The organism is Vibrio sp. 2304, assembly GCF_033339475.1.
Classification (GTDB): Bacteria; Pseudomonadota; Gammaproteobacteria; order Enterobacterales; family Vibrionaceae; genus Vibrio; species Vibrio alginolyticus.
Genome location: NZ_JAWOUQ010000007.1, coordinates 151,986 through 172,111 on the forward strand (window position 1 = coordinate 151,986; position 20,126 = coordinate 172,111).

Annotated in this window: 18 protein-coding genes; 11 read left to right on the forward strand and 7 right to left on the reverse strand. The window is 38.5% G+C overall.

The genetic code is table 11. The features are described from left to right. Positions 1 to 14 precede the first annotated feature (14 nt). Complete coding sequence (locus R7P64_RS15615; protein WP_042776211.1) at positions 15 to 356, reverse strand: hypothetical protein; 342 nt, start codon at positions 354 to 356, stop codon at positions 15 to 17. After that, a complete protein-coding gene (locus R7P64_RS15620; protein ID WP_077202323.1) occupies positions 353 to 1,504 on the reverse strand; it encodes a DGQHR domain-containing protein in 1,152 nt (383 codons plus the stop codon). Before R7P64_RS15620 ends, R7P64_RS15615 begins: the two co-directional genes overlap by 4 nt. Positions 1,505 to 1,651: 147 nt before the next feature. Between R7P64_RS15620 and R7P64_RS15625 the strand changes: the two genes are divergently transcribed. After that, a complete protein-coding gene (locus R7P64_RS15625; protein WP_139351517.1) occupies positions 1,652 to 5,359 on the forward strand; it encodes a hypothetical protein in 3,708 nt (1,235 codons plus the stop codon). Between the two features lie 7 nt (positions 5,360 to 5,366). Then, entirely contained in the window at positions 5,367 to 5,837 is a 471-nt protein-coding gene (locus tag R7P64_RS15630) for a hypothetical protein (protein WP_025633942.1), read from the forward strand. Positions 5,838 to 6,081: 244 nt separating this feature from the next. On the opposite strand, the gene R7P64_RS15635 is transcribed toward R7P64_RS15630, so the two are convergent. After that, complete coding sequence (locus tag R7P64_RS15635; RefSeq protein ID WP_025633943.1) at positions 6,082 to 6,777, reverse strand: hypothetical protein; 696 nt, start codon at positions 6,775 to 6,777, stop codon at positions 6,082 to 6,084. 574 nt (positions 6,778 to 7,351) lie between these two features. Here R7P64_RS15635 and R7P64_RS15640 point away from each other — a divergent pair. From R7P64_RS15640 to R7P64_RS15670, 7 genes are all read left to right on the forward strand, one after another. Further along, on the forward strand, positions 7,352 to 7,558 hold the full coding sequence (locus R7P64_RS15640; RefSeq protein WP_077202320.1) for a hypothetical protein: 207 nt from the start codon (positions 7,352 to 7,354) through the stop codon (positions 7,556 to 7,558). A 530-nt stretch (positions 7,559 to 8,088) separates the two neighbouring features. Beyond that, on the forward strand, positions 8,089 to 8,919 hold the full coding sequence (locus R7P64_RS15645) for a tyrosine-type recombinase/integrase (RefSeq protein WP_077202319.1): 831 nt from the start codon (positions 8,089 to 8,091) through the stop codon (positions 8,917 to 8,919). 3 nt (positions 8,920 to 8,922) lie between these two features. Then, entirely contained in the window at positions 8,923 to 9,999 is a 1,077-nt protein-coding gene (locus tag R7P64_RS15650) for an IS91 family transposase (RefSeq protein WP_077202318.1), read from the forward strand. 374 nt (positions 10,000 to 10,373) lie between these two features. Beyond that, positions 10,374 to 10,805, forward strand: coding sequence for an NAD(+)--rifampin ADP-ribosyltransferase (gene arr / locus R7P64_RS15655; protein WP_077202317.1), 432 nt, complete (start codon positions 10,374 to 10,376; stop codon positions 10,803 to 10,805). A gap of 349 nt (positions 10,806 to 11,154) precedes the next feature. Continuing rightward, complete coding sequence (locus tag R7P64_RS15660) at positions 11,155 to 11,751, forward strand: hypothetical protein (RefSeq protein WP_318123686.1); 597 nt, start codon at positions 11,155 to 11,157, stop codon at positions 11,749 to 11,751. Between the two features lie 155 nt (positions 11,752 to 11,906). Continuing rightward, positions 11,907 to 13,025, forward strand: a complete 1,119-nt coding sequence (locus tag R7P64_RS15665) for an AAA family ATPase (RefSeq protein ID WP_042776222.1) — start codon at positions 11,907 to 11,909, stop codon at positions 13,023 to 13,025. Between the two features lie 2 nt (positions 13,026 to 13,027). Then, a complete protein-coding gene (locus R7P64_RS15670; RefSeq protein ID WP_077284327.1) occupies positions 13,028 to 13,921 on the forward strand; it encodes a DUF4435 domain-containing protein in 894 nt (297 codons plus the stop codon). A 62-nt stretch (positions 13,922 to 13,983) separates the two neighbouring features. Here the strand turns inward: R7P64_RS15670 and R7P64_RS15675 are convergent, their stop codons facing one another. From R7P64_RS15675 to R7P64_RS15685, 3 genes are all read right to left on the reverse strand, one after another. Beyond that, the gene (locus R7P64_RS15675) at positions 13,984 to 15,255 is read right to left on the reverse strand and encodes a phospholipase D family protein (RefSeq protein ID WP_077284325.1); all 1,272 of its coding nucleotides are present in this window, start codon (positions 15,253 to 15,255) and stop codon (positions 13,984 to 13,986) included. Between the two features lie 352 nt (positions 15,256 to 15,607). Then, positions 15,608 to 16,654: a ParB N-terminal domain-containing protein gene (locus R7P64_RS15680; RefSeq protein WP_025633951.1), complete on the reverse strand. Its 1,047-nt coding sequence runs from the start codon at positions 16,652 to 16,654 to the stop codon at positions 15,608 to 15,610. Positions 16,655 to 16,664: 10 nt separating this feature from the next. Continuing rightward, positions 16,665 to 17,909, reverse strand: coding sequence for a ParA family protein (locus tag R7P64_RS15685; protein ID WP_025633952.1), 1,245 nt, complete (start codon positions 17,907 to 17,909; stop codon positions 16,665 to 16,667). 254 nt (positions 17,910 to 18,163) lie between these two features. On the opposite strand from R7P64_RS15685, the gene R7P64_RS15690 reads away from it, so the two are divergent. Beyond that, positions 18,164 to 18,457 (forward strand): hypothetical protein, encoded by a 294-nt coding sequence (locus R7P64_RS15690; protein WP_025633953.1) that lies wholly within the window; start codon positions 18,164 to 18,166, stop codon positions 18,455 to 18,457. Positions 18,458 to 18,753: 296 nt separating this feature from the next. Beyond that, a complete protein-coding gene (locus R7P64_RS15695) occupies positions 18,754 to 19,005 on the forward strand; it encodes a hypothetical protein (RefSeq protein WP_025633956.1) in 252 nt (83 codons plus the stop codon). A 281-nt stretch (positions 19,006 to 19,286) separates the two neighbouring features. Here R7P64_RS15695 and R7P64_RS15700 read toward each other — a convergent pair whose 3' ends face one another. Next, positions 19,287 to 19,967 (reverse strand): hypothetical protein, encoded by a 681-nt coding sequence (locus R7P64_RS15700; protein WP_025633958.1) that lies wholly within the window; start codon positions 19,965 to 19,967, stop codon positions 19,287 to 19,289. Positions 19,968 to 20,126 lie beyond the last annotated feature (159 nt).

Consider the following 20,126-nt stretch of genomic DNA (forward strand, 5'->3'; position numbering starts at 1 on the left):
TTTAAGGGTTGTACTCAACTTTCACCATAATTTGATTTGTTGGTGAAGGCGATACGGTACCGACAGTAGTGCTCTGCAAACTCGAAATCATCTTCATCAAAGATTGTGCTTTCGTTACACCATAACTTTTTATGTTCGTCACGTATCCTTACCGATTCAATGTGAATTTCAAATTTACATTGGACATCATTTAAGTAAGCAGATATGTGCTTTCCTAACAGTGGTTCTATGCTGTATATGTTGTACTCATTAACACCTTCCTTAATTGCTCGAGATAGACCCATTCTCGCCATTGTCATCGCATTAGGGCATCGATGTGCTTTCAGGTCTAAGTCATTACTCTCTGGTGACTTCATACTTCTTCTCCCACTGAGGGTAGTTCTAGTTCTTTACAAATAGCAGTAGCACAGCTTCTCTCTGAGCTGCGGATCATTCTGTATTTAATACTTCCATTTCTTGAAATAGATTTCTGTACTACATTATTCTCTAGCCAAAAGTCATGTGTAATATCTTTCACAGGCAATCGAACTATCCCATCTAGTACTGACCAATCAATGGGGGCTTTATGCATTCGAGACAAATGCTCTTCAAAGATAGATCGAATTACTATCGCAGTCCCTTTCCAAAATATACTTTTCGTGTACATAACATTTGGCCCTGAGTCTGAAAGAAACCTCATAGGTATAAGAGAAAAAAACTTGGTGAGGAATGGAGTTGTTAAGCGAATTATTTCAGCTTCGGTATCGCTTGAACCTTCAAGCAATTTGTTCATTTTTACAGGAGTTGTACCTAATGCGGTACAAATGAAATCGCCTAACTGCTTCAAGTCCATTAACTGGGATTTCTTGGGTTTTCCTGTGGTACTTATAAACCGCTTTAGTGAATGACCATCAACTAATACATTATCGAGTATCTGGTCCCTAATTAATCTGGAAAAGCTTTGCGAGCTGTCAAAGAATAAGTTTTGTGCTGATGTTGGTTTACGAAGGTGTAAGTGGTAGTCAGAAAATACCTGTCTAATCTTTTGAGTGACTGGCTCTAAGGTGTCCGTGTTTGTAACAATGAATTTAACTCCCAGCGTATGGTACTGAGTAGGACTAGCATTCGTAACTCTGTCCTTAAACAAATTCAAACGGTTCTGACCATCACATACAAGACGGTCAGATGAACTTTCTAATGTGGCTGTGACGACTTCTTTGTTACCAATAGATATTTCCTCATGGAGTTTTAATGAAGAAACAAAGACAGTAATGCTAGGGAGTACTGTATCCTCCCTATTGTCGAAATACTTAATCAAACCTTGTGCACGACCTTTCTCAAGGTCTCTCTGTCTTTTTTGATACTCATTTAAACTATCTGAGCTCTCTTCTTCAGTGAAGTTCTCAGCAAATTCTTTGCCTGTTATTACCCCCTCAAATACAGAAATGCCATTCGTGCAAATACCCTCGTTAGCTCTGAAGAGTACTAATTGAAGGTCTTGTTCAGAATAAATTGGTGTGTACATGTCTTGACCCGATGACTAAAAGAATAGAAGTAAAATACCATATAAATACACCTCCTTCAATATATGTGCACAAAAAAGTGCACTAAGTATATTTAAGTCTATAAAGTGTGTTTAAATATGGTATTATATAGTTGTCGGTCTTTAGTAATGGTTCAGCCAATGGTTAATATTTTTGAAACAACAAACCTAATAGAAAACGAATTGGTGGCTTTGCACGAGAGTGTTAGCTTCAAGTTCAATGCGGTTGTAGAAGAGTTTATAACGATTTTGCGATCTAGTGATTCGCTAGTGTTTGTTCCTTGCAGTATGGGTAAAGACTCCAGCACAGTTTTGAATGCTGCTTCTGAAGCTTATCGAGTTTGTATTCAAAATGGTTGGATCGAAAAAACTCGCCCCTTAATTGTTTCAACGGTTGACACTCTTTCGGAATCACTTCCAATGGTTATGTACACCAGGTGGGTTAAATCTAAGTTTATTGACTATGCAAAAGATAACGATATTAACGTTTACTACGATATTGTCACTCCGTCATTTCATGAAGAGTACGCGAACAAATACCTGACTAGTAATAAGCTAATACCAAATGCACAACGTAATAGTGACTGCAGCTCTATTCTCAAAATTGTTCCTAGCGAAAGATATTTAAAAAACCTATTGGACCGCTTTAAATCAGACGAAGAACTACAGCAATACACCCGTTTTGATGTGATTTGCGCTACAGGGCAAAGAAACAACGAGAGTACAAAGCGAAAAGGTAATATGGTTATTCAGGGAACCAGTGATAAGTCTATAAGTGATTTATTGAAAGAGATGAAAGAGTCTGACTTAAATACAGGCTACCCACTGTTTCTATACGCTCCAATACGTGACTGGTCTACCCAAGAGGTTTTCACTTCCTTAGAACTTTCTGGAGCTAAGCCTCTTACTCGTAGTTTAGCTGGGCTCCCTCCCCTTCCCGGCTTCCTTTCTGATTTCGCCCTGCTTTTGGCCATTTATGGGAATGCTTCTTCTGATGTCTGTGAGATTGCAGTAGGACAAAAGAATTCAAATGGTTGCAATGGATCTAGTCGATTTGGATGCACACTATGCACAATGGTTCAACACGATAAAACCCAAAACTCACTAGCTAAACATACTCGATGGAAAGTGTTTTTACAGGAAGAGGTTCTGCGCATTAGAGATTTCATGTTTCAGCTGAGTTGCAATATGGATGCGAGAATGATGCATGCCAAAGCTATCGATTTTGCAGCATATCAACGAGTAGCATTTCAGCCGAACGTTCTAAAAGTAAAGTATTTAGAAAAGTTGGTTAGGTATTTTGCTCAAATTTCAATTGAGTCATCTAAAAAAGCTGAAGAGTTCAAACGACTATATAAAAGTGGGTACGTCGACCAACATGAAGGCGTTATAGACATCAAAAATGATAGAAGCTTGAACGCTAAAGCCAGAAGAGCATTTCTTGATATGTACATTCAAGAGGCCCAGAAACCCTTAATAAACATTTTTTCTGAAAAGCATGCTGCTTATCTTTCGTTTAGATGGAGTCTAGATGGAGTAAATGCCCTTCCCTATAGACCTTTGGTTATCTGGAATGAACTTTTGAGAGGTAATGGCTGGATTCCTTATCCTAAAAGTAATGCAGAGTACGAATCTATTCATGGAAAAATCAGCATTAACTCATCGAAATTACCTGAAGCCGTATTAATGAAAACTCTTAATGTTGACAATGACCCAGTGCGGTTTATTGATAATCATAAGTCCTTTCTTAGCTACTGGGAGCGTCCAATAGATGCGAGCGATTTGAATGAAAGCGATTTTAACTGCACCACGAAGATCCTCCCTAAAACACAGTTACCTGTAAAAGTGAGTATTGCTCATAATTTAAAGCTGGAACCAATCAGCCAGGACACTTCTCGATCTAAACATTGTGATCTCTTAGGAAGGATTTCAGTGATGGTCAATGCTGAGAGAGTTGAACTCTTTGATTTGATTTCAAGTAACTCTGATAAGGTAATCAAGTTGGAGTGTAATGGACGTAAAGCTTCTAGTGCATTTTCAGAGTACTTTAAAACTAGTCTACTTAAGGGTTATGCAAACAAAAAAGCACTAAATTGGTATAACGAAATTGATGAGCAAATTAGTAGCATTGAATTTAGTTCTATCCAAGAAGCTACGAAAGTGATTTATGCATCCTTTAGTTCTATGTTTGGCGGTGGAAAGATAAACACCAAGCTTTCTATACCCTATCTATCGCATGTTACTGATATCCAATACCAGGAAAAGGCTCGAAAAGTTAAACCTTCATTAGATTTCACAAAACGTGTAGCAAAAATTAGATCAGGTAAACTTACTAAGGGAACAACAAGACTCTCTTTCTATAATCTTGAAACAAATCCAAGACTTCACTATGCGCATGCAGATAATCATAGAGTGCTTCACCCTGACATCGATCTCTTGGGCGAAGAAGTTAAAGATGTTTTTACACCAGCACATTATATTGACCCTAATGCCGCTCTAGGCGACAAGTTAAATATTGTAGTTAATGAAAGAACTCTCAGTCAGTGGCACTTAACCCAACCTTACGAAAGAATTAAAGCTGAACATGATCTTGCACTCATTCAGAACATAAGAAGACGTAGATTGTCTCTCTCTAATAGAAAACAATCAGTACGGTCCACGCAATTAGGAGCTGTGGCACGTTCTATGGTAGAGACAGGGGCCGTTAGGATATCGTTAAAGTACTACCCGACATTCCTCGACATAGCCAAGAGAACAGAGTTACTGTCAGAACTTGGTTGTTTCGACTACCAAGACATGAATGCATCAGAACTAAAACAATTGCCTTTTATGGTTTCTATGCAAAAGCATAGGATCGATAAAGCTAAGCTATTACTTCATGTTCGGGAGCGTAGAAACGCAATAAGACACAAAATAAAGCTGCAACTGTCTAGGCCGTTGGAAGGCTGTGAGAGTAGATTAAGGAATCACTGTGATAGATTGAAGAAATACCTGGCTCGATTTGGTGAATCAACTGTCAAGCTAAACAATCCCACACTATTCTTGACCGATAATCAGCCTCAGATTCATCGAACATTAAAGTGCTGGTCTTTATTAAGCTCAGACTCGTTCAAATCGATTGAAGAGTTCTACAAAAGTTCTCTCTCTACTAACCAACTAACAGAACTGAATGCTAAGCCATCTATTAAGAAGGAAATTACACACTTTACAATCGAACAGCTAAACTCAGTTGTTTCAGTACTAGAGCAATCTATTGCGATGAACTGGGCACTTAAAGGAGTGTATTCAAATGCCATTAATAGTATTGATAGTGAAACAGTTTCAAAAATCGCTAAGGTATCTAAAGACCTATCTAACTTGAAATTTGACGATGTTTTTAAGTATAAAAGTTCAGAGGAATATCTTTGTCTAAAAACTGAATTGAGAAATCTGAATGCAGCTCTATACACGCGACTAAGTAATATCGAAACACCAGCCTCAAATGTGATTAACTTAGACAAACAAGATTTTCTAGCTTCATTTAACCCAAGCGTAGAAAACTACTTAACTCGGTTGGGAGAATATGAGTCAAACCTATCTGAGGCTCTTATCACCCTCGAGTGGTTTAAAGCTCAAATTGAAGATATAAAGAGATTTTCTCTTCGTGAAACAATATCAAAGTTTTCACTCGAACAGCGTCTATCTCTATCAACGGATTTATGTACAATGCCAGTAAATACGAATGTTACAATTTCTCCTGATCGAGTCGATAGTAATATGCATACGACAAAAGTAACTAAACGTTCTACAAGAAATGTAACGCCAAAACCCTTACTCGAATCACTATTAAATCTATAAAACAATTATGTTTACTTATGACTATAAAAACGATTTATCTCTCTTAGCTGAAGCGTTTAAACAGAGTGAAAGCACAATAAAACTGTGGCAGAAATCAAAGCCGAAACAGGCTTTCATGTTGGATAATGCATTCAACTACTGTAATGATTACGATGAACTAAAGCTATTTGTCAACAGGCTGGTGGAATTGGAAACCATAAAAGAGGTTAACGCCGAACTAGGATTGCCTAGTGCTCCAGATCGACTTGTAGATGAAGGCTTCTCTAAGTCTGCCTATTGGAAGTGGTTTAAGGAAAACAGGCACTTGTATGTTGCGATGGTTATGGGGTATTCAGAGTTTAAGGTTCAGAACCTAGTAACCAATACTAACCAGGATTTGATAGCCAAGATACTAACTAACCTAAGTAAAAAGGAGCTGGTATCGCTCTACACCTCTGACCCAGATAGTTTAATTAAGTTAATCAATACGCTTAAGTGATGTGAATTTTTGGGGTGATATACAGTGTATATTCTAATGGGACCAGTATTGATGTCACATTGTAAATATACACTGTATATTTTAAAGGGAGCTATTTGTTAAAATAGTATACAGTGTATATTACTCAGATATCCATCTGGCATAGTGTTCCAGAACTCTTGATTAACTATTAATCAACATGGTTGTTCAAAAAAAAAGTATTAGAATATACAATGTATATTCTTAATCTAAAGTGTTTTAAATACTACAATTTTTCAGAATCAAGCGCGTAAGTACCCATCATAGTTGCATCAGCCGAACTGTTTTTCATACTTATGAAAACCACGGACTTACTTTTATCGAATTGGTCATTCGTGCACCCAATTAGACAACGACCCACTTTATGTGGTTTTGTTAATTTGTATATTCCAATGCCGATAGCATTGATTGCTCTAGCGAAACTCTTAGATAGTCCTGCCATAATCAACTTGTTGGCCATTTCGGACAGCTCCTGAGCATATGAATCTGTCATGTTTTCTGCCTTTATCTTTATCATTGAGCTCGAACCAAGCCACCAGTTGTTGTAAGCACCAGACTTACCTTGTGCGAGGACAATGTCTTCGATTGTGTACTCAATACCGAAGATGGTGAGTATGATACAACCACGAATGGCAAAATTGAGTTTACGTGGAATGTCATCCATATAGGTATCTGCTATTGCACCTCCTAGGCCGTTTTCTTTGGGCCAATTTACATTTGACACTAGCCAGTTAGAAACTTCATGTGACCCCTTCCTGCCAGCAAGTACAACCAATTTTGCTGGCTCCTTGTGACAAGCGTTGTAGCAACGGACTCCATCATAAGGTTGACCATGGGTGATACAGTGGGATTGTTCTATGAAATTGATATTAGTTAAGCCATCGAGATTAAATTCAAATGCGTTTGAATGAATGGTAGCCACAAAATACTCCTTAGAAAAAGCTCACTTGCCGATACGAATTAATGAATACAGATAAATACTTTCGGAATAACTAATAGTTCATAAGTAAACAGAATGTAAGGTGAGCCTAAGAAAAAAGAATCTAAGTTTGAGCTCTGTTGATACAAGAATGATCTAAGCTTGTTTAGATGAATTAACAAAATAATAGTAAAATTAAGATAAGGGAGATCCATGGAAGGATTTGTCGGTGGACAACAAAGTTTGAAACTCGAACAATAAAGATTAGAACTATGACAATAAAGTACGAAACTTTTCGGTGCCATTTGTCGTAGTTTGCCTTCTTCTCTGAGACGATTTTGCCCCATTCCTTCTCTGCGCGAAAGTCTACTCACAATTTGTGATTGTACGTTTGCCTTACTTGTAGTTATTCGAGGAAGTGTCGAAGTAAGCTTTTTAAAAATCATACGTCATTTTGCAATCTAATACCGATAACATCTCATTAAACTATTGATTATTAATTGAACTGTGATTGAAAAGGCTGCATGATAGGACTATGAAAAGCCGTATAAAATGCGTTATATGCGAAGGAGGATATATGACAAAGGAAGTTGCCGATAAGTGCTATATCGCATTAGGCATTGCTGCTGGAGATAGTATCTATCAGTACTTTTTCCGTACTGAAGAACCGTTTAATTTCTACAAGCCAATATTTATGTTCATAGTCGTTTTCCTTATTCTCATTACATTAAGCTTTGGCTTGAGGTTACTTAAACGGCTCATTTCTGCTCCTAAACGTGTTTAGAACGCAGTAAACCTTCATAAGAATAATTTGGTCAACAGGCTGTTGACTAAATTCAGGACAGCTCATTTGTGAAGCAAATTGTTTCGCAATTGACCAACAGGCTGCTGGACAAATCCCACTGCCCAATTTTGCAAGAGGCTCTTACAAAAAAACGAGTCAACACATTTATGCCCCAAAACAAGTCTAGTCGAGCGTCGCAAATGAGCGATCAGCGGACGGTGAAAAATGTTCAGCTGATACCGTTTTTATATCCAAAATCAACAAACTTCCCCCATATTCAGGTAAATGAGCAATTTGCGCATTTTTGTCCTTAGACCACGTCATTAACTTTCAAATATTTTCATAGCTAGCAAAAGGTTAGCTAATTTGATAAAAACGTATGAACCAGAAAAGTGAGCTATTACGTGGTAGAAATATGCGCGATTTGCACACTATTAAATTGTTGAACTAAGCCGCTGCGCGGAGTCGCAAACATCCCAATCAACGACCACACTTACCTTGAGATTTAACCCATTAATCTGGAGGTAACAATGAACTCTCTCATTGAACAAGTCGCCACTGAAATTGAACTCATGGGCTATTCACAACGAACTCGCGAGACCTACTGTGGTTGCTTACAGCGCATTGAGAACTATTTCAGTAAATCCTTAGCGCAAGTCACGGATGCGGAATTGAATCACTATTTTAATGAGCCTGAGGTGCGCCGATTAACCCGAGCGAGCCAATTGGTGCAAATTAATAGTGTCCTCTTCTTATTCAAACACATACTCCACCGGCCGTTGCAATTAGCCATCACTTTACCCAAGCAACGGCATAAGCCACCCCAATATTTAAGCCGACAAGATATCCACTTACTGATTCACCATTGCCAAGATTTACGTTTAAAAACCATGATAATGCTCAGTTATGGCTGTGGATTACGCTTAAATGAATTAACCCACCTCAAAGTGGCACAGATTGATGGGCAACGTAAAACGGCCTTTATTGAACACGGCAAGGGCAACCAGTCTCGTTATGTGGTGATTCCTGAGACGGTATTGCATCAACTCCACGTGTACTGGCAAGCCTATCACCCCAAAGAGTGGCTGTTCTATTCTCGCTGGTTAGCCTCCCAACCTCTCAGTAGCTCCACCTATACGAAGGCACTGAAAAAAATCGCCGCACAGCTTGGGCTTAAGGATAAAGTGAACGCGCATCAGTTACGCCATGCCTATGCCACGCATCAATTAGAGGCAGGGATGCCGTTGCATCAATTACAGCACCAGCTTGGGCATCGCAGCATTAAAACGACCGAGTGCTATCTGCATTGGTTGCCAGAGCTTGGGCATGGGGGCGTTGATTTACTAGCCAACTTGCAGTAACGCATGCCACCGCTTCATCTGGCGGATATTCTCAGCCAAGGATTACCGCATTACCAACAACAGCACCGATTAACCCGTCAACAATATCAAGTGTGTGCACATATCTTGGCGTGTAGAACAGGACAACTCGGTTATCAACAGTGGCGTTGTGACCAGTGTGGTCATGAGGAGCAATTTAGTTGTAGTTGCAGAGACCGGCATTGTCCTCGCTGCCAAGGACAAGCCACGCAAGCTTGGATTGCCAAACAAGCGATGTCACTGCTACCTTGCCCTTACTTTCACTTAGTGTTTACCTTACCGCATGAACTTAACCTAATCGCACACTATGCACCTAACGTGCTTTATCACTGTTTATTTAAGAGCCTTTGGCAAACACTCATGACATTCGCTGCCCATCGTCATCAGGGTCAACTCGGCATGACTTGTGTGTTGCATACTTGGGGGCAAAACCTCAGCCAACATATTCATGTGCATTGTTTAATCCCCGCAGGTAGCCTCAATCGACAATCGCAGTGGCAACCTATCACTAAAGGTTATCTCTATCCTGTTAAGGCTTTATCCACTGTGTTTCGAGGTAAAATGATAGCGGCACTCAAGGCACAATCCATAGCGCTACCGTCATTACCCGCCACTTGGTGCGTGTACAGCAAAGCCTGTGTCTACCCACATCAACTCTTGCACTATCTTGCACGTTATACCCGCAAAGGTGCCTTATCTGAATCACGATTAGTGAACTATAACGCCAGTCGTGTGCGCTTTCGTTACAAGGATTATCGTGACAACAATAAAACCAAATTCATGACCTTAAGTATGGATGAGTTCATTCGGCGCTATTTACAACATGTCCTGCCTAAAGGCTTTATGCGTATTCGCCATTATGGCTTTTTAGCCAATGCTTGTCGTAACAAGCGCATCCCCCTCATTCGAGCACAGTGCCGTGATTTAACCGATAAAATCGCCATGGATAACGTGGAAACCAAACTGCATTGGGTTTGCTCGCACTGCCATCAAGGGCAATTGATATTCGTCGCTATCGTGCTCCCCTTAACGCAACAGATAAGAGGATTGGATTCAAGTTAAACAATGATGACGTCAAACCATTTACGCAAATATTAGACTGAATGCCGCCTGATAGACTGGCGCTTGCGTGTGTAAAAAATACACTTGCAATTAACCAGAAAAGTAACGTAAATTAAGACCATTAATCGACTGAACGACAGTGACAATGGAATGCAATGATGAAGATAAATCGGATAACGTCATCAATCATCCTCAGGCTTAAAAAAGCAAATTCCATTAGCATAAATGATTCCAATACAGTGATTCACAAGTCGCCGTCCGTTCAACAAATGATTTATTTACACTCATGTGTAAATAAATACTAAAACGTTAGATTTCATGTTAGCTATAATTTCGCAATATTTAGTATAAAAACCATAACTAGGAAAAAAGATATGACTGAGAATGCCCAAAAAAATGCAAAACCTTTTTCTCAAACGTTTTTTCATGGAACCAAAGCAGATCTTAAATTGGGAGATCTTATAGAAACAGGGTTTAATTCAAATTTTGGACAAAATAATAAGGCTAAGTATATATTTTTGACAGCTACACTAGATGCTGCCATTTGGGGAGCAGAGCTTGCCCTAGGTAATGGTCGCGAAAGAATTTATTTGGTTGAGCCAACAGGTCCAATTGAAAATGATCCTGACCTAACGGATAGAAAGTTCCCAGGGAATCCAACTATGTCATATCGTTCAATCCATTCATTTAAAGTTGTAGGTGAAGTATCAAGCTGGCAGGGTCATTCAATAGAGCAAGTTAAAGCAATGAAAGATGGTTTAAATAAACTACATGAACAGGGCATTAACTCTTTAAATGAAATCTAACAAGTCGGTGCACATGACTGCTAACACGTCACTCGGTTTGCTCTGCCTTCGGCAGTTTAGCAAACTCTTCGTGCCTTAGTTTGCGCAGCATGTGACCTAGGCGTTAACAACGTCCGCAAATGGCACAGAGCCGTTGGTCGGCTCTAACTCATTTCTGTCCAAAAGCGAGTTTCAAACTTTGTTGTCACACTTTCGTTGGATAGCCACATTGATTGAATCTAAGTGTCGATCTTTATTGTCAGTATTGGGTTCTTTTAGCCACGATAGTAACGCACTTCGGAAATAGAAAAGTTTCAAACTTTAATGTCCTCCGACAGGATTGGGTATTATTGTCTTTAACGGTATAGGGATGCTTCTGTGTTTCTCTATTGGTTCTTTCGTTGCGTACTTTGGTTATAAAATTTTCAAAAGAGGCGCCTCGTTAAAGGAAGAGGAGCAACTAATCGAATGGAACAATCTCAAGGTTTCATCAAAAGGTGGAGGAGCAATAGTTACATCATGTTCAGCAATTTGGGCAATTGTGGGCTTATATGTTAGCCCTGGCATTTCAAATACTCCAAATGGGCCGGATTATACATCAATTCATAATAAACAGAATATAGAACTTAAGGTTGCAAGTGCGTACGTTGATGACCCTGAATCTATATTGGATAACCCTGAAGAGTTAAAAAAGTATTTTTCCGAGAGTTTGTCATCAAGAGACTATGACGTTGGAATTATTCACGTGAATGGCCGAATTGGAAGGTTGGATTCAGACTCAACAAACTACTTGGTTGATAGTTCAGGAAATACGACCTTAACAGCTGAGGCAGAAGGGGAGTTTGGTAAAGTACTAGTTTTATTCAGACCAAAAGTTAATGAAAAAAATCAATTGATATTTGATGCAGATGCTTTGGTTAAGAATGTGGATATAAATCGTCTAGATAAAGTAACGAGTTCAGACTAATAAATCTTTACTATTCAAGCTACGTTGGTCTTTGGTCATTACCCATAAATCACTGAATAACCCACAGAAACAGAAATACCCAGAATCAATATGCACTTTACGACATTACCTCTAATGGTACAATGCGACATAATTTTCAATAAAAATACTACAAAATGTTCCTAAGAATAGAAAAAATTACAGTTAAGAATCTGTTTGGTTTTTTAAACTATGACATTGAACTTCCAGAGTCCGATCATGTGGTTATTACAGGCCCCAATGGCTATGGTAAGACTATGCTTCTCAAATTGATTCATAATGCTATCTCAAATAACTACAAAGAATTATCTAAAATAAGTTTTGATACATTCGAACTGAAAACCAATCTTGGTCTTGTCCGTTACTTCAACTCAGAATCTGGTATGCAGATCGAGTCATTTCTTAATGACACAAAAAAGATCATCATTCCTTCAACCCAAAACTTGTCTGAAGAAAAGGTATTTGATTACAGAAAAGCTTTTTCTATTCTTATCCATTCTGTACATCTGAATGACGAAACTGAAGCATATAGCATCATTACAAAGCAAAGAGCGTTTCTAGAAGATAAAATGAAGTTTGCGCTAAGTAAATTGCACAAGCTTGACCAGTTGGTTTATGACTTATTTTCATGCATTTCAATAGAATCACACGAAGTTCAAAATAACGCATTACCGTACATGCAGAAAGAGAGGATAGTTGGCCTACAAGACCTGTTAGCACCTTACACTCGTTTCGGATTGCTACCAAAGTCGAGTAAGTATCTCGAATTGAATGACTTAAACCTTGTATCAGACTACACCATTAACTTGAGTGATAAATTGGATGAAATATTCTATGAAGAATCTTTGCATGAAGACTTTGTAGGACGTTTGAGCGAGTTCTCGAAGCTAATTGAGAAGAAAAAGTTTTCATTTAAAACTATAGCAGTTAACCCGGAATACGGCTTCGCATTCTTCAATCATGTTGGTGCTAATATACCTTTAGAAAAGTTGTCTTCAGGCGAGAAGAACCAAGTATCTATTTTCTTTGATCTAATTTTCAAAGCAGAAAATGGTGCAATCATTTTGATAGACGAACCTGAGGTATCTCTACACATTTCATGGCAGAAAGACCTCCTTAATGAGTTCTCTCAAATATCAAAGTTTAATCACTACTCACAGCTTATAGTAACAACGCATTCACCGGATGTGATTGGTGATGAGTGGGAAAGTTCAATTGACCTCTTTGACAAGCATGTGATTGCAAAGAGTAACTAGTTATGTCGAGTTTAAGAGATGCTACCAGAGAACGTAGCGATGAAACTAAATTTAGCGCTCTGCTTTTACAGGTCCAAACTGACCACGTAGGCAATAGGATTATATTTGTTGTTGAAGGCGACTCCGATATTACTCTGTTTAACATGGTGTTGAGAAATACAGAGTTCTTTTACTGCACTCCAGCAAGTGGAAAGGCGGATGTCATAGAAGCTGTTGATAGGCTGAGGACTCGTATTTCTAATCAAGTTTACGGTATAGTCGATGCAGACTTCGACCACGTACTAGAAAAGACTTACAACGATACATTTATGACGGACGTGCATGATACAGAAATTATGATGCTTCATGATGAATTTATCACAGATTTTATAACTGAACATACACAAAATCATATTCTGGGTCCGATGCAGATCGATGAAGTTGGTCAGAGATTAATGAGTAATCTGATGAGCGTCTGTAATGAAATCGGTCTTGTAAAACTCGCTTGTAGGTTGCTGAATTTGAATGTGAGATTCAAAGGTATGAACTACTTTACTAGCGAAGCTGTGACGGTTAACGATTTTAATGTGTCAATAAACATTCAAATCTTAATCGAAGCTGCAATCAGAAGAAGTCCGAGAGTAGAACAAACTCATTGTATCGACATATACAATAAATACGTAGAGTTAAATCAAGCTGGTTATTGTATATATCAGACCGCGAATGGGCATGACTTTTGCCAGTTGCTGGCTCAAGTGTTTAAGCAACCATTATCATCAGATAGAAATGTAACTGTCAAAGGGGTAGAGAAGTATCTTCGAAGCAAATATACAAAGGAGAACTTTGAGCGGACTAATTTATATGAGCAAATGATTAGACTTATTGAGACCGATGCAGAGGTAGAAGAAGTAGCGTAGTTTTTAGGATATCATATTGCCTCATTTCAACAGAAGTGAGGCGTCAATAACTATAACTTTCGTTACTCACTTACTTGAACAACTTTGTTGCCGAAGTATCTTAGTACTTTAGTTGTCCTACCGTTGATGACTGGCAAATCTTCTTTGTTAATCCATCCAATTAGCTCCTGAACATTAGATTTTCCGAATTGGTTCAACTTATACTCACTATCGTATATGCAGTTTGCCATACGTGTTACAGGGTCTCCAGTGCCGTATAGTAGGTATATCAGAGTCTTTTTTACCCTCTGTTCTTCATTACTTCCCATAAAGCTCTCCTTTAATGTATTGAGGCCACCTTTGTAGAAGCGAAACCGGTCATGGAAAGAGTGCAGAATGCAAAGTGCCTCAACTATATCAATCATTGAAGCTGATATGATTGCTTCCTTTGAACCGAGGACTTTTTTTATAAGGGGATAATTATGCGGAACAATGCGATCCTCAAAATGTTCCCATTTTGTATTCATCCATTCATTAATAAGTTTTGCCGTTTTAGACCGTTGTTGTTCATCCCATCCAAGAGGTTGGTGCTTCCAAGTGTCTTGAGTGGCATAGAAGTCGCGAACAAAGCTGAAGAATGAGTCAATTTCTAATCTTAATGGTATTAAGTCACCGTTAACTTTTCTATCGAAGGTTTTGTAGATTTCTACTATTCGATTAAAAGCACTAACTGATTCTTGATATGAACGCTGGTATGTATCTTGGAAAATAGACTTCTGTGATGCTTTCTTTTTACCGCGATTGATGTTCGAGAAGTTCACATCCCCCATGGTGTCGATGACATCGTGTTCCATGTCATTTAATAGTTTATTTGCATGATAGTACTTGTTATAGATACTCCGATAGCATTTGACTGCATCTCTATTGAGCACTTTTGCGTCACGCCAGTATTCACTGAATAACTCTTGCAGTTCTATAAATCTATGATCTTCCGGGTGGATGCCAATCATAACTTCTTGATTAGAATATATGGCGGATCGAGTTAGATTCGCTGAACCCAACAAGATGGACTTATCACCAAAAATGTAAAGCTTAGGATGGAATGAGTTGGTCGTGAAGAACCTAGCTTCAACCTTATTATTGTTTAGTAATCTATCTAGTGCAGATGGTGAGGTTGGAAAACCAAGTCGCACAATGATTTTTAAATTACATCCTTTTCCAAGGACCTCATCTATAACATCAAACTCTGTGAAAAAAGCTGAAGCAATGAATAAGTCCATTCCATCTTCTATATGATCTGTGATGCCATGTTTAATGAAATCATTTTTTGAAGTTCGATTAGTATACAAGTCCATTGGTTTGCTCTCATCACTCTCTTAAAATAGTACAAGCCATTGAGGTTGATAAAAGAGTAACTTATATCAGTAAAAGGATACACTGGCCTAAAGAATTCTGTGGCTACAAGCTTATTTTCGCAAGTTTGGAGTTGATCAAGTAAAGATATAAGGGGAGGGGGAGTTGTATATTTTCTGGTTTGAAAAAAAGAACCCCCTCCTACGCAAAAGCGTAAGAGGGGGACAGAGATAAACGCTTGGGGGCAATTTAACTCCGAAGCGAATTATATACAGGTTTACAGCTTAGTTCAAAGAAAATGACACTATAAACAGTTAAATGCCCAATTTTTCAGCATGATAGATAAACGCCACACTATATGGATAATCCCCAATCTCCTAAAAGCTGATCAAGCTGCTGCTTTTGCTCATCGCTTATATTTTTAACTGTGAAACTGAACTCACCTTTCAAGGAGTCATGTTTTACGTGAACTTCAGAGCCGTTATCAAGTTTCTTCTTAAGTTTCTTTGGCTTTGTCAATGCATCTTGCCCTTGATCCTCATCATGCTCGGCATAGCTGTATGACAGAATCTTTTTTACGATTTGAGCGTTGGCGTGTTTAGCGCTTAATGCTGTAAGCCTTAGGTTTTCTGTCTCTTCTAATAAAGATGAGCAAAAATTTTCAAAGCCTGATTTTTCTTTATCAGAAAGGCTAGTTATTTTCTTGTCTAATTCAATTATTGAAGGTCTTCCTAGATCAGGAACACTAGGAATGACATCTATTAGCCATTTTGGTAGCTCTGCCGCTTTTATACCAGCTGAGACTAAGTTTTTGTCATAGCCTTTCTCGGTGGCAATCTGAATATTGTTCAAACCTTGTTCTTTCTTGAGGTTCAGCCATTGCTTACCTAACTCATAGAGAGACATGGGTCTATGTGTATTACTTACTTCAGATAAAGACTGCTTACTTTCGCGTGTAATATTTTGACTTGTAGCATAGATCTTAAAACCGCGCTTACTGTAGAAACAACCGCTTCTGCGTTGAGAGCCATCAATAACTTCATAAGTGACACCCCCTTGTGAATCAGTGTGTTTTATAGCAAGACCGGGATAGAGTTGACCCTTATCAGAGATCTTGTTGGTAATATCTATAACTGACAGCCGAGACATAATTGATTGATCTCGAACATTATCCTCTGATACGAATGTTTCGGCTTCAATTTTATCAAAAGGAATTTCGACCAGTTGAAACAAGACTTCTTGGCCATCAACCGCAATTTCTAGTTCGGATACTCCTGCTTGAGCTGCCTCGTTAAGGAGTTGCTCCTCTTTCGTTGTGATTGCAACACTATCTGATGATAACTTCGAGGTACGATTACCACCTGGTGTATAAGCTTGGACATTTCTTCTATGACTTGACATGGTGCCCTCTTTATAAATCGATATCTTTTAAGTGATCTTTAAGCTCATTTGCTAAATCAATTACTGAGTCCTTAGAGTCACGTAGCTGTCGAGGGATACAAATACCTTCGCTAGAAGCGACATCTAGTACTGTTCGATAATTTTTGGCTGCGGTATCAAAAGCATTTGAGCGAATGATGTAGTTATTGAATACCATGGAACGGTACTCATCTTTGATACGATTTGATAGCTCAGTATCTCGGTCTTTCTCTTCTTCGACGTTGGTACGGGCAATTTTAATCCAACGAATACCTTCTGAACCTTCTGGCAAAGCTCGAACCTGGTTAGGTAAATTATCCAAGAATTGAGTTGTGGAGCTCCAGTCGAGAGCCTTTGGAGATACTGGTACCAACAAACCATTACAAGCGTACAGTGCACTCCAAGTAAGCGGGTTGATTTGAGGTCCTGTATCAATAAAGATTAAGTCGTATTGGTTACGAATAGGGTCGATAACTCGTTCTTTTAATCTTGGAATTAGGTTTTCTTCTCCGAGCCAATGTAAAGACGAAAATCGCTCATCCTCAGGAAACGCTGGCATGATTCGAACATTAGGTAAGAAGGTATTAAGGATTGCTTCATCAATAATATCCTCATGACTTAAACCATAATTCACGAAATTTTGATATAGAGAATCTTTACCCTCAAGATCCGCTGTCATAATGTCAACGGCAGTGAGTTGGTCCAGATCATTTTGTTTGTATTCCTTAGATTGAGCGAACAATTTAAGTGAACCCTGTGGATCTAAATCAATGATTAGAATGCGGATACGTTCAAGGTGCTGTAAACCTAATGCCTGAGCCAGGTTAATAGTCGTCATGGACTTACCTGTACCACCTTTCTGGTTCTGTACATTGATAATATGAGTACCACGATTAAAATCAGACCATTTTGGCTTACCAGCTAAATCGAGAATTTCATGAATATAGTCTGGCGAATACGCATACTTACCACGGATCATTTCAGGTGGTTGATAGCCTTGCTCCACCCAATCTTCTTCCTTTTTCTTAAACGTGTTGACAGAGTCCCAGCCACACATTTTGCTCATTTTGGTTTGTGGAACTGAGTGATTAAGAATGACCTTGCTGACTTCAAACTGTTCATCGAGTACAACCTTCGATTGCTGAAGGATGTTTGCTCGACGTTCTGACTCGGTACGACTTACGCTCTCGTTTGCTTTTTCCAAATTCTGCAAAACGGATTCAGTGACTGATGACATTGTGACTCTCCATAAAATTGACAGTCACATTGTCAATTAACAGGTGATGACTGTCAATGATAATTAATGGGTATCAATGATATGTTGAGGCTATCATTTTTATTTGAGGCTTTCATCACAGAATCCTAATGAAAAAAGTCAAATACAGTGCGAACAGAATCTATAGGTTGATTTTGTCGCTGTATATGGTCAGATATCTGAGTGTACAGAAACACAATGTATACCCTAAGTTATTAATAAATAGAGAAAAAATAATGAGCGACATTAAAGAGCAATTGCTAGTATTTTTGAGAGAACGGACCGCGGTAGAGGCTGTTGTGTCTCCGAGTGTTTATGTAAAAAGTACTGCAATCCCACGCGAAGATAAGTTAGAAATTGTATTACATCGGCAGTCTACTCCATATAACAGTAAACATTTCATTGATGTGATGATAGAAGTACCTTTAGAAATCAACAGAAAAAATTACGAAATTATTAAGAGCTGGCCTATGTGCAAACTAAACGAATACTCAGATTCTAGTATGTTATTAGTGAAACGCGAAGACTAAAAATCTTGAGTTGTTGAGTAAAGTATGCTTAACGTATATAGTTAAGCATACTTTACAAAGATAGGTTTCTTGTTACCGTGACTAAAGACGAATACATTGAGTGCTATAAACGAAAAGGTTGGACTACAGCACACCTAGCCAATCGGTGGGGGTTTAGCAAGGTAAGAGTCTACCAAATTGCAGAGGAAGTTGAGCTAGGGCATAGTAAGAAACAAGCTCATATAGATATGCTTAACGGGCTACCCAAAGCGCCAAAATCTATTCGAAAACCCTATAAAGAAAACTAGGAGAAGCTTGTGAAAAGGCTTGAGAATGTAATGGAGAATAACAACCTAGCTTTGAGCTTTGGTCCTGCAATAGACTTCTTTGTTGACTGGGGCTTCAAGATAGCGCTTTTAATTTTTGTAGTGGTGTTTATTTCATCTCTAATCACTACTTACTTCAATGGTGCACTACATACTAATGCTCTGTCTGTATTTGGATTGACAGGTTATTTAATCGCTAGTGCTATATATCAAGGCCTGAACGATCATCATCGGGGATACTAATATAAATTTTTCATTTGGCGCTATACAAGAATTGAATCGCGTTCCGTCGCCGGAACGCTGTGAGTCAAAACAAGGTCAAACGTGATATGACATTCAAAGCCGTGCTCCGTTCGGAGACCATTTACTAAGTTGGTGCTCCTCTTTGTTTGGTTCATTTGATAGTGTTTTTGCCTGAGGTTTTTGACCAAGCAAAGCACTTGTTGATCGCTGCTTCTACGATAGATATTTCTACAAAACTACCACTTGTTTAATCCTCTTCGGTATCAAGTGGCATTAGCCATTTATTGAAAGCACCCTAAATCTAACAGTTGCCTTTTTATTTCAGCGAACTGGTCAATGTCAATTATGCTTAGTTGCAGCATTCTATTTGTAATGAATTTTGGTGTTACGTTCATCTGTAAAGCTATCTGCCTCAAACCAATATCTTGACTCAAGTAATTCATCAATTGCTCGTCACTCGAACTGTTCCAGCTATTGGTGGAACGAGGAACACTTTGAGTGATAGTAGTGTTGGTCGAGGTTGCATTTTTCGGCAATTGTTTAGGTTTAATTGATATTTGGTTCTCTGTGTTGTGGCATAAAGAACTTATGCTTTCTACTAGCCCAATTAGACCGTACTCAAAATGAATGTATGGAGTGAAAGTGATAGAAACTATAGATGCATTAGATAGTATCGACTTCGCTAAATCCATTTCGTTGCATTTGTTTTTAGGGATCAACAAATTTATCTTGCCTTCACATTTAGTCTCGATACCAATTACAAGTCCGCCTCTTTTTTCGTGCATTGCATCACTAATAACACCAGCAAAAGTACATTTGGGGCTAAACTTTGATACTCGTTTTCGCCAAGCGTCTCGGTCACGACTTTGCAGTGAAGTAATATATTGCTGACTTGTAGAGGCTGATTTTGGTCCAACAGAGATAATCCATTTAATGAGTGATGGCCAATTTGAGATTTTCATGAGCTGTACCTGAAGGATAATTACACAGTATAAATACCACATTAACACACGCGCGAGTTGAAATAAATCGAATTTATAAAGATTATGGAATATAGTAAATATGTCATTTGCGGATAAATAACAAGGTCTAAAATTATGGTTTATAGCTATATCATTACC